Genomic DNA, 9,413 nt, shown 5'->3' on the forward strand with positions numbered 1-9,413 from the left:
CCCTCAGCCTTGCCGGCAGCCGTGGAACGAGGCCATGCGCCAGCCTCTGGCTTCGCGCCGCAGAACTGTGGTCACAATAAGAGTCGCGTCCTCGGCGGCGGCGTCTCCACGCGGCATGATGTTCACTTGCGGCCCGATCACGACGGCGACATCGTCCATAAGCCGCACCACCAGTTCGCCACGGCTGCAGCGGCGGGGACGCGCCTCGAAGGACTTCAGCGCCGCGGTCTTGTCATCAATACGGCCCGTGGCGTGCACGTGGACGTAATCGTCGGTGAGCAGTTCGGCTAAGCCGTTTGTGTCTCCATTGCTGATCAGGTCGCAGCGCAAGTTTTCGAGAGCGCAGATCGCGGTCACGTCGGCCGCAGCGTTAGGGCATTTTGCATCCATCGTAGAATTCCCCGGCTTTGATGGTGTGGAGAAGAGGCGATCAGCGAACGCTGGCCGGCATAAAATGCGGTCATGGCCATGCGGCGATCCTGGCCGCGCCGGCCGAAAGCAAGTGTTAGAGCGTGCAAATCGATACAATCGGAGCTCGCGGATGTCTCTCTCATCAAAGATCCAAGCCGTCCGTGCTCGGCAGGTTCTAGATAGTCGCGGCCGGCCGACGGTCGAAGCCGACGTGCGGCTCCAGGACGGAAGTCTGGGGCGAGCGTCTGCGCCGTCGGGGGCCTCGACGGGACGGTACGAAGCCTGGGAGCTGCGCGATCGGGAGGCGGGCGACTACGGCGGTCTTGGCGTGCGGATGGCCGTCGCCAACGTCAACGGTGAGATTGCTCGAGCCATCGTGGGCGTCGACGCGCGCGAGCAGAAGGTTCTCGATGATCTGATGCGCGACCTCGACGGGACGGCGCCGCTGATGCGCCTCGGCGCCAACGCCATCCTGGCGGTCTCCATGGCCGCCGCCCGGGCTGCTGCGGCGCATCACGGCGTGCCGCTCTTTCGCTACATCGCCGAGTTGGCAGGGGCGGCGATCTCGTTGCCGATGCCGATGACGAACATTCTGAGCGGGGGAGCCCACGCCGGCAGAGGGATGGATCTGCAGGACTTCCTCGTGGCGCCGATTGGCGCGCAAACCTATTCCGAAGCGCTGAGTATGATCTCGCGGGTCCGTACGGCTGCGGCGGACCTGATGCATGCAGAGGGCCGGACCACCCTGCTTGCGGACGAAGGGGGCCTCAGCCCGGGCTATGGGCGTGCGGACGAGGCGCTCGACCTGATGATGCGGTCCTTCGAGGCCGCCGGGTTGCGACCTGGAGCCGACGCGGCGATCGCTCTCGACGTGGCTGCGAGCGAGCTCTTCAGCGACGGTCGATACCTCTTGCGAGGGGAGGGCCTGGAGCTCGACGGGCCCGAGATGGCCGCCTTTATCGCCGGACTCGCACGCCGCTATCCGATCCTGTCGATCGAGGACGCTCTTGACCAGGATGATTGGGATAACTGGTCCGCATTCACAAGATCGCTGCCGGATGTCCAGATCGTCGGCGACGACCTATTCGTCACGAACGCCGAACGGATCGAGCTCGGCGTCCGTCGCCAAGCCGCTAACGCCGCACTGATCAAGCTCAATCAGAACGGAACGCTGACCGGCGCCCTTTCTGCAGTCGCCGTCTGCAGAGCCGCCAGTTACGCGACCGTCGTATCGGCCCGCTCCGGAGAGACTGAAGACAGCTTTATCGCCGATCTGGCGGTCGGCATCGGCGCCGGCCAGATCAAGATCGGCTCGGTTCGGAATTCCGAGCGGCTGGCCAAATACAATCAGCTTTTGCGCATCGAGGAGGAGGCCGCGGCTCCGTTCGCCGGCTTGTCCGGCTTCCGCGCAAGGCGTGAAGCTTTAGCTGAGCCCGGCCTCAGTGCATGAAAAGCGCCTATGGCCATGGTGTTGAATGTGACGACGCCCATTGTTCTCGCGTCCGCCGCCGCCCTCGTGACGATCTTGGCCGCCTCATAACGAAAGGAAATTAGCGCCACGGCGGAAGAGTGGCGAACTTGGCTGGCGACTGGAGCCGCCCGAATGGCGCTCCGCCTTCCAACCAGGAGAGCCGTGTATGCCGATCGCGCCCGATAGCCACTCGCCCCAGGCGGGCCCGGCGACGAGAGAGCGAGCGGCGGCGCCGCGGGAGAGGCCCTGCCGCCTGCCTCTGCAGACGCGCGAAACGATGCCCGAGATGTTCGCCTTCCTGGACGAGCGGCGAGGGCGGGTGGCGAATGCGCATGTCTTCGCCCTCCTCGCGAACTGTCCGGACATTCTGCGAGCCTTCATCGATATGGCCGACGTGGTGCGCGATGGGTGCGGACTCGATCCGACGCTCCGTGAATTGGCGATCGTGATGACGTGCCTGACGTTGGGTAACCGCTACGAGCACACCCGGCACTGGAACATGGCGCGCCGCCTGGGCGTCCCGCGCGAGAAGTTGGAAGCGGTCTGGGACTTCGAAGCTTCGGACATGTTCTCCCCTCTCGAGAGGGCGGTGATGCGCTTGGCTCGGGATGCGACGCGCGCGCCCGAGCAGGTGGCCCAACCCGTCTGGGAAGAGGTTCATGCCACACTGGGGGACCAGCGCAGCCTGGCGCTGCTGTTCAGCATCGGCTGGTACAACATGACTGCGCGGATCACCGGCGCCGCGGCGCTGCAGATCGAACCGAACCTAGAGCGGCTTTGAGGGCGTGATGGCGCGGTATCAGTCTATCGTCTTCGATGATTTGTCGGATGACGCGCTTGCCGACGCTATAGCCCGGACTCCGGCGGGCCATTTTGTGATTTGGAACGGTCGCCCTTGTCCGATCCAACCGGGCTCCATTCGCTCACGCACCCTCGAGTTGATCGATACGGAATGGGAGCCGATGTCTCTGCGAACCTTGGTGCGGCGTGCAGCCCGTCTCTCCGGACGCTGCGGCCTCGATCCGGACAGGGTGCGCAATGCGGTGCTGGCGCACCAGAGAGCCGGCTGCGCGTCCTATTTGCACGTGCGCCAAACCCTCGCGGGGGATTTCGTCGCGGTCGTGGGCGTCCCATATCCGTCGAGCGGATCTGGGCCGCTGCGGGCGGGCGACCTGGTGTTGGGCCGGCGCGGCGAGCGCTTCGACGAGACGGTGCTGCAGCGCGCATAGGAAAATTCGCCTGCCCTGCGAGGCGCGCGTCACTCCAAAGAGCAATGTCGGAATTCTGCGCCGACCAACTCGGAATTCGGCGTATCCCCCAGGGGGTCCAGGCTCAGTACGCATGTGCGCTCAGCGATGAGCTCGGCGAGCCGGGCGAAGCACGCAAGCCCCTGTATGTTCTGCAGGTGCGCCTTGTGCGCCGCCTCCGATCTGTAGAGCTCAAGGACGACATAGATGCCCATCTGGCCCCGCGTCTGGAAGGGGGCGTAAAGCAGGGTGTCGGGCTCGGTGGCGGCGACGAACGAGGCCAATTCCGTCATGGCGGCGCGATATTCGGCCTCGCGGCCCTCCCGGACCCGCAAGGTGACAACCATTCCGAAGTTCATGTGCGGTCTCCGCCGAGCGCCCGGCGACCATCGTGGCTCTCAGCGCTGCAGGCCCTAGCAGGCGCGCCGCCGTGGCAATGATGAATTCACGTCGCGGCGCATAACTTCAGAGCGGCGCGCGGGCGGTTTCTGTCTCGCGGAGTTTCACATAAGCCGCATAAAAACAATAACTTATGTGGATACTGCTGGCGTAGAATCCAGTTGAGAAGGGGCGATTCTCAATGAGGGCGGTCTGTATGTCCATAACAGGTTTTCATGTAGTGCCGCGCAAGCCCCGGTTCAGTCTTAGGCAACTGAATAAGGCCCGACAGGGGGGAAACAATGAACAACTGGCCTTCGCGCGCCATCCTAATGACTGCCGTCTCAATGCTGGCGATGGCGCCGCACACCGTGCGGGCGCAATCCGCGCCGAAGCCGTCGGAGTCGAACACCGTCGAAGAGATCACCGTCACCGCCGAAAAGCGGGAGGCCAACCTCCAGGACGTGCCGATGGCGATCAGCGCCGTGACGGCGAACCGGCTCGCCCAGTCGGCCGTCGCCGGCGCGCGCGATCTGACGAGCGTGGTGCCCGGGCTCGTGTTCACCAAGAGCGTGTCGAACGGCCAGCCGTTCATCCGTGGCGTGGGCCAGACTCTTGGCGACATCAGCGCGGAATCGCCGACCGCGATCTACGTCGACGGCGTCTATCTGATGCACCCCGCGTCGGGCTTGTTCTCGCTCGGCAGCATCGATCGCGTCGAAGTGCTCAAGGGCCCGCAAGGCACGCTCTTCGGTCGAAACGCGACCGGGGGGCTGATCCAGCTGATCACCAAGACCCCCAGCTTCGGCGGCTCGGAAGGGAACGCCGAAATCGGCTACGGAACGTTTCAGACCTTGACCGCCTCGGCCTACGGTAGCCGGTCTTTCGGCGACGATCTCGCCGCCAATCTGGCGCTCAACTTCGAGAACCGCGCCGAGGGTTACGGCAAGACCCTCACCCCCGGTCACCGGTTCGGGAAAGCGAAATCGATCAGTGGCCTGAACAAATGGCTTTGGGAGCCGGGCCAGAACACGCGCATCACCCTCGAACTCATCGGCGACTATTCCAAGGACGACCTCGGCACGCGGATCGGCACGCCGGACGGCTCCCGCCCGGCAGGCAAAGGCGTCGGCTATCTTGGCTTCTGGACGTTGCCGGTGGCGGATCCGGATATCCCCAGTACGCGCTCGACCCTCACCGGCGCGCTGACCATCGAGCACGACCTGGGCTGGGCGCGGGTGAAGAACCTGCTTGGCTACACCCGCTTGGACTCCGACGTATTCACCCAGTTGCTCACGCCGGGCCTTGGAACCGTGGCGAACACCCCCGGCTTCTTCCATCTCACGGAGTCGGGCGACACCATCTCCGATGAGTTGCAGCTGCAGGCGCCGAAGGGGGCGGACTTTCAGTGGGTGACTGGGATCTATCTTCTGAAGGACCGCGCCCGAGACCGCCGCTATAGCGCCGCCACGTCTGCGGCCTTCGTGGCTGGCGCCCCGCTTACGCAGAATCAGGCGGCTCAGCAGACCACGAAGTCGTGGGCTGTCTTCGCCCAAGGCACCAAGACCGTGCTTCCGGCCACCCGGCTGACGCTCGGCGTCCGATACACGACGGACGAGAAGGAGGTCGCCGGTCAGGCGGCGATCGGCGGGTTCAAGACCTACGAAGCCGGGCTGGCTTCGGTGGGGGCGCCAGACTCGAAACAGTGGAGCAAGATGACCTGGCGGGCCTCGCTCGACCACGACTTCGCCGACAACTTGATGGGCTATGTGGCGGCGAGCCGCGGCTTCAAGAGCGGCGTCTATAATCTGGGCGCCTTCGCCAATCCGCCGGTCAATCCCGAGGTGGTCCAATTGTATGAAGTCGGCGTCAAGTCGGAGCTGTTCGACAAGCGCCTGCGTCTGAACGCCTCGCTCTTCAACGAGGACTACAAGGACATCCAGCTCAAGAGCGGAACGATGCAGCTTTGCGGGCCGTCGGGCTGCACCTTTGGCACGATCCTGTTCAATGCGGCGACGTCGCAAATGAAGGGCGCGGACGTCGATTTCGAAGCCGCCCTGGGTGACCTGACCCTGAGCGGCGGCTTCGAGTACCTGGACGCCCACTTCAAGAGCTTCGACAGCGCGCCCTGCACGGTGCCGCTCGCCGCGCCGGCTGGCGGCAACGCCACCGTGAACTGCAACCTCTCAGGCGCCGCCATGCCGCGCGCGCCCCGCTTCACCGGCAACGTCGCGGCCACCTACAAGGTCGACCTCGCCGACCGAGGCCGGCTCACCTTCGCCGTCAACGACGCCTACAACAGCGGTTTCTCCTGGGACCCGGACGGACGCCTGAGGCAGAAGCCGTACCATCTGCTGAGCAGCTCCATCACCTGGCGCTCGCGTGATGAACGCTACACAGCGCGCATCTGGGGCCGCAATCTCCTCAACGAAAAGATCGAGGCCAACGTCATCACCGGCGGGTCGGACCTCTACTACCCCGACCTGCCGCTGACGGCGGGCGTCAGCTTCGGCGTGAGGTTCTGATGCCGCCGCCGTCGCCTCTGACCAGTCGAATGGCCACGGAGTCTCCGATGGAACCTGACGTGCAGGGGCGAGCGACGGTCCGTCGACACTGGGCTCCGGTCGTGGGGGGCGTGCTGTTCGCCCGCCTCTTCATCAACCATCCACTGATCGTCCAGACCTTCGGGGCGCTGCTCGTGCCGCTCAGCGTGGCGATGCATACGGACCGGGGACATCTGTCGCTCGCGCTGTCGCTGCATCTGCTGTTCCAAGGCGCAGTGTCGCCGGTCTACGGGGTCATGCTCGACCGTTACGGCGTCCGCCGCGTGCTGATACCCTGCCTGGTCCTCAGTGGAGCGTTGCTGGCCTGCGCCGCCATGGCGTCGAACCTCGCCGCGCTCACCGCGCTCTACGTGCTCCTGGGACTGACCAGCGCGGCGGCGGCGCCGACGGCGTGGAGCAAGATCGTCACGATGGTGGTGCACCGACGGCGCGGCCTCGCCTTGAGCGCGCTCAGCACGACGGGCGGGATCGGCGGAGCGGTCATGCCCATGCTGGCCGCCGTCTTGATCGGAGCGGTGGGCTGGCGCGGGACCTATGTCTGGCTCGGCGTGCTGATGGTGCTGGGCACCGTGCCCGTGCTGCTGGCCGTCGTCCCGCGCGACGCTGCGCCGGCGGCGCGAGCCGGCGGCTTCGGCGGATCCTCGCTGGTGGACATCCTGCGGCGCCCGCAGTTCTGGGCCATGGTCGCGCCGGCCTGCGCGATCGGCGTCGCGTGCGCCGGCCTCGCGGTGCACTACATCCCGATGCTGATGGACCGCGGCGTGTCCCTGCAGCAGGCGACCGCGTTCAACGCTCTTCCCAATCTGATGCTCGTCGTGACCGCCCTGGTGTTCGGCCACTTCATCGATCGTACGCGGCCAGTCCTGGCGGGCATTGCGCTGAGCTGGGCGGCGGCCTGCGGCTTCCTGGTGCTGGCGTTCGGAACCGGCTGGGCTATCATCCCCGGCGCCGCGGTCGCGGGCTGCGCCGGGGGGGCGGAAATCGGGCTCATCGGCTACCTGTGCACGCGCTACTTCGCGCCGGAAGATTTCGGCAAGACCTACGGGCTCGCGTTCTTCTTCTGGATTCTGAGCCAGTCGGTAGGGGCGGCCGCGTTCGGCTTCGCCTACGCGGCGACCGGCGACTACGTCGTCCCGCTGGCGGGCAGCGCCATAGCGCTGCTTCTTGCGCCGCTGGCGCTGACCAGGCTCGGCCCGTACCTGTTCCATGGGCGCGTCCACGAACCGCAGGGGCCTGTCCTGTCGAACGAAGGGCGGGCGTGATCCAGTCCTCTCCTTCCAAATTAAGGTGATCCATGCAGCTAAGACGGCTCGGGGCGTCCGGCCTGCTCGTCAGCGAGCTCGGCCTGGGATGCAACAACTTCGGCATGCGGATCGGGCCGGAGCAGGCCTGCGCCGTCGTCGACGCGGCGTACGAGGCCGGGATCACCCTGTTCGACACGGCCGACGTCTACGGCGAGAACCACTCCGAGACCTATCTCGGCGCAGCGCTCGGCGCGCGGCGCAAGGATGTGATCGTCGCGACCAAGTTCGGAAGTCCGATCGACGGCTCGCCCTACCGCCGCGGCGCCTCGCGCCGCTGGATCATCGAAGCCTGCGAGGCGAGCCTGCGGCGCTTGGGCACGGACTACATCGATCTCTATCAACTTCATTGGCCGGACCCCGGCGCGCCGCTCGACGAGACGTTGCGGGCCCTCGACGACCTGATCATCCAGGGCAAGGTACGATATGTTGGCAGCTCGAATCTTTGCGGCTGGCAGATCGCCGACGCCGACTGGACGGCGCGCGATCTAGGCCTGACGCGTTTTGTCTCGACGCAGAACCTGCTCTCCCTCCTGGAGCGGGACGCCGCCAAGGAGGTCCTGCCGGCCTGCGAGCGTTTCGGCGTCGGCTTCCTGCCCTACTTCCCGCTCGCCTCGGGCCTGCTCACGGGCAAGTACCGGCGTGGCCGGGCGCCACCGGGAGACGGGCGGCTGGCGAACTGGGGCGAACGGGGCCGGCAGACGCTGTCCGACGTAAATCTTGACCGTGTTGCGGTCCTCACCCAGTGGGCGGAGGCGCGGGGCCGCTCGATCCTTGAACTTGCGTTCGCCTGGCTGTTGCACCTGGCGCCGGTGTCGTCCGTCATCGCGGGCGCCACGAGCCCAGGGCAGATCTTGGCGAATGTTCACGCCTCGTCGGCCTGGCGGCTCGACGCCCAGGAGGTCGCGGACCTGGCGGTTGTGCTCGGGTCTTTGAACTGACGGCTGCCGCTATTGAAGCATGATGTCGACCGCGATAAGCGGCGACGGTCGATTGATGCTCAGGCCTGCTCCAGGGCGACGATGTGCGCTGTGCGGTCGATGTCGCGCAGCAGATCGGCGACGCCAGCCAGGAGGAAGGTCGTGGTCTGCGCGTCCACGAGTCGACCGTCCTTGATCTTCTCGTGGACCGACGCGATCACGGTTTGCGGGCGTAGGATGAGGATCGCGCCGATGGACGTGAGGGTTTCGTTCAGTTGCGCCTGGGCGCGCACGCCGCCCGTAAAGGCCGGGGAGGAGGTGAGGGTCAGAATCGGCTTGCCCGTGAGCGTGGATCTTCCGAAGGGGCGCGACGCCCAGTCGAGGGCGTTCTTCAGAACCCCCGAGACGCCGTGGTTATACTCCGGGACGGCGATGACGATCCCGTCCGCCTCGGCGATCTCGCGGCGCAGCGCGGCGACGGCGGGCGGCGGCGTCTGGGTGTCGAGGTCGGCGTTGTAGAGCGGCACCTCGTCCAGCTGAAAGGTCGCCATGGTGGCGCGGTCCGCGACTGCCTCGGCGAGGGTGTTGAGGATCGCTGTGTTGTACGAGCCGCTCCGCAGACTTCCGGAGATGCCAAGCAAGCGCGGTTTGTTCATAGGCATTTCTCGATTCCTCAAGCCGCTGTTGGCGGCGGGGCGCCGCCCTGTCTCAGGGCTTTCGACTGTGCCGAGGCCTGTCTGATCACGCTAATTTCCTTTCGTTATGAGGCATCCGCCAGATGTGGCCGGGACATGAAGTAACCCGCGGGCGACTTGCCTGGCGCTGGCGGCGCGCACTTTAGGGAGAAGCGGGGAGGCGCTGGCGCGGAGATGCTCGCCTTCGACAAGGGCGGCCCGTTAGCATCGATTTAGCGCCGCGCCGCCGCGACTACATCATCCCTGTATTGGGTCTTCTGAGCGGAAACGCCTGGCCGTTCCGTAAGAGTCTGACTCATAATGTTTTCGAGGGACATCATGGGTTTGCGATCCGTCGGGCCATGAGTTGAACGGAGGCCATTAGGAGCCAGGCGGTGGAGCTTTCAATGGTCTCCTCGAAGTCCTTGGCCAGTCGCCGGTTGCGGC

The 9,413-nt window shown here is 65.8% G+C and carries 9 protein-coding genes and 1 pseudogene; 6 read left to right on the forward strand and 4 right to left on the reverse strand.

Annotation, left to right across the window (positions count from 1 at the left end):
• Positions 1 to 3: 3 nt before the first annotated feature.
• Positions 4 to 357: a nuclear transport factor 2 family protein gene (locus VJS38_RS06690; RefSeq protein ID WP_324087379.1), complete on the reverse strand. Its 354-nt coding sequence runs from the start codon at positions 355 to 357 to the stop codon at positions 4 to 6.
• A gap of 184 nt (positions 358 to 541) precedes the next feature.
• Between VJS38_RS06690 and eno the strand changes: the two genes are divergently transcribed.
• The 3 genes from eno to VJS38_RS06705 all read left to right on the forward strand — a co-directional run bounded on the left by eno (position 542) and on the right by VJS38_RS06705 (position 3,111).
• A complete protein-coding gene (eno, locus tag VJS38_RS06695; protein ID WP_324087387.1) occupies positions 542 to 1,861 on the forward strand; it encodes a phosphopyruvate hydratase in 1,320 nt (439 codons plus the stop codon).
• A gap of 307 nt (positions 1,862 to 2,168) precedes the next feature.
• Complete coding sequence (locus VJS38_RS06700; RefSeq protein ID WP_324087380.1) at positions 2,169 to 2,663, forward strand: carboxymuconolactone decarboxylase family protein; 495 nt, start codon at positions 2,169 to 2,171, stop codon at positions 2,661 to 2,663.
• A 181-nt stretch (positions 2,664 to 2,844) separates the two neighbouring features.
• Positions 2,845 to 3,111 carry a hypothetical protein gene (locus VJS38_RS06705; protein WP_324087381.1) on the forward strand — a complete coding sequence of 89 codons (267 nt, stop codon included), beginning with the start codon at positions 2,845 to 2,847 and terminating at the stop codon, positions 3,109 to 3,111.
• Positions 3,112 to 3,140: 29 nt separating this feature from the next.
• Here the strand turns inward: VJS38_RS06705 and VJS38_RS06710 are convergent, their stop codons facing one another.
• Positions 3,141 to 3,488 (reverse strand): putative quinol monooxygenase, encoded by a 348-nt coding sequence (locus VJS38_RS06710; RefSeq protein WP_324087382.1) that lies wholly within the window; start codon positions 3,486 to 3,488, stop codon positions 3,141 to 3,143.
• Positions 3,489 to 3,839: 351 nt separating this feature from the next.
• Between VJS38_RS06710 and VJS38_RS06715 the strand changes: the two genes are divergently transcribed.
• From VJS38_RS06715 to VJS38_RS06725, 3 genes are read left to right on the forward strand one after another with little or no spacing between them, the layout of a single operon-like run.
• Positions 3,840 to 6,032, forward strand: coding sequence for a TonB-dependent receptor (locus VJS38_RS06715; RefSeq protein WP_324087383.1), 2,193 nt, complete (start codon positions 3,840 to 3,842; stop codon positions 6,030 to 6,032).
• A gap of 47 nt (positions 6,033 to 6,079) precedes the next feature.
• On the forward strand, positions 6,080 to 7,333 hold the full coding sequence (locus VJS38_RS06720; RefSeq protein ID WP_324087384.1) for an MFS transporter: 1,254 nt from the start codon (positions 6,080 to 6,082) through the stop codon (positions 7,331 to 7,333).
• Between the two features lie 32 nt (positions 7,334 to 7,365).
• Positions 7,366 to 8,313, forward strand: a complete 948-nt coding sequence (locus VJS38_RS06725) for an aldo/keto reductase (protein ID WP_324087385.1) — start codon at positions 7,366 to 7,368, stop codon at positions 8,311 to 8,313.
• 59 nt (positions 8,314 to 8,372) lie between these two features.
• Here VJS38_RS06725 and VJS38_RS06730 read toward each other — a convergent pair whose 3' ends face one another.
• Positions 8,373 to 8,948, reverse strand: a complete 576-nt coding sequence (locus VJS38_RS06730; protein ID WP_324087386.1) for an NADPH-dependent FMN reductase — start codon at positions 8,946 to 8,948, stop codon at positions 8,373 to 8,375.
• 355 nt (positions 8,949 to 9,303) lie between these two features.
• Positions 9,304 to 9,413: pseudogene (locus tag VJS38_RS06735) on the reverse strand (IS5/IS1182 family transposase); the annotation flags it as partial.

Source organism: Phenylobacterium sp. (genome assembly GCF_035276905.1).
In the GTDB taxonomy this organism is placed as follows: Bacteria; Pseudomonadota; Alphaproteobacteria; order Caulobacterales; family Caulobacteraceae; genus Phenylobacterium.

Bases quoted from the DNA above. Each gene is read 5' to 3' on its own strand.
- eno (WP_324087387.1), top strand. From the start codon at position 542: ATGTCTCTCTCATCAAAGATCCAAGCCGTCCGTGCTCGGCAGGTTCTA.
- VJS38_RS06700 (WP_324087380.1), top strand. From the start codon at position 2,169: ATGTTCGCCTTCCTGGACGAGCGGCGAGGGCGGGTGGCGAATGCGCAT.
- VJS38_RS06705 (WP_324087381.1), top strand. From the start codon at position 2,845: ATGTCTCTGCGAACCTTGGTGCGGCGTGCAGCCCGTCTCTCCGGACGC.
- VJS38_RS06710 (WP_324087382.1), bottom strand. From the start codon at position 3,488: ATGAACTTCGGAATGGTTGTCACCTTGCGGGTCCGGGAGGGCCGCGAG.
- VJS38_RS06715 (WP_324087383.1), top strand. From the start codon at position 3,840: ATGACTGCCGTCTCAATGCTGGCGATGGCGCCGCACACCGTGCGGGCG.
- VJS38_RS06720 (WP_324087384.1), top strand. From the start codon at position 6,080: ATGGAACCTGACGTGCAGGGGCGAGCGACGGTCCGTCGACACTGGGCT.
- VJS38_RS06725 (WP_324087385.1), top strand. From the start codon at position 7,366: ATGCAGCTAAGACGGCTCGGGGCGTCCGGCCTGCTCGTCAGCGAGCTC.
- VJS38_RS06730 (WP_324087386.1), bottom strand. From the start codon at position 8,948: ATGAACAAACCGCGCTTGCTTGGCATCTCCGGAAGTCTGCGGAGCGGC.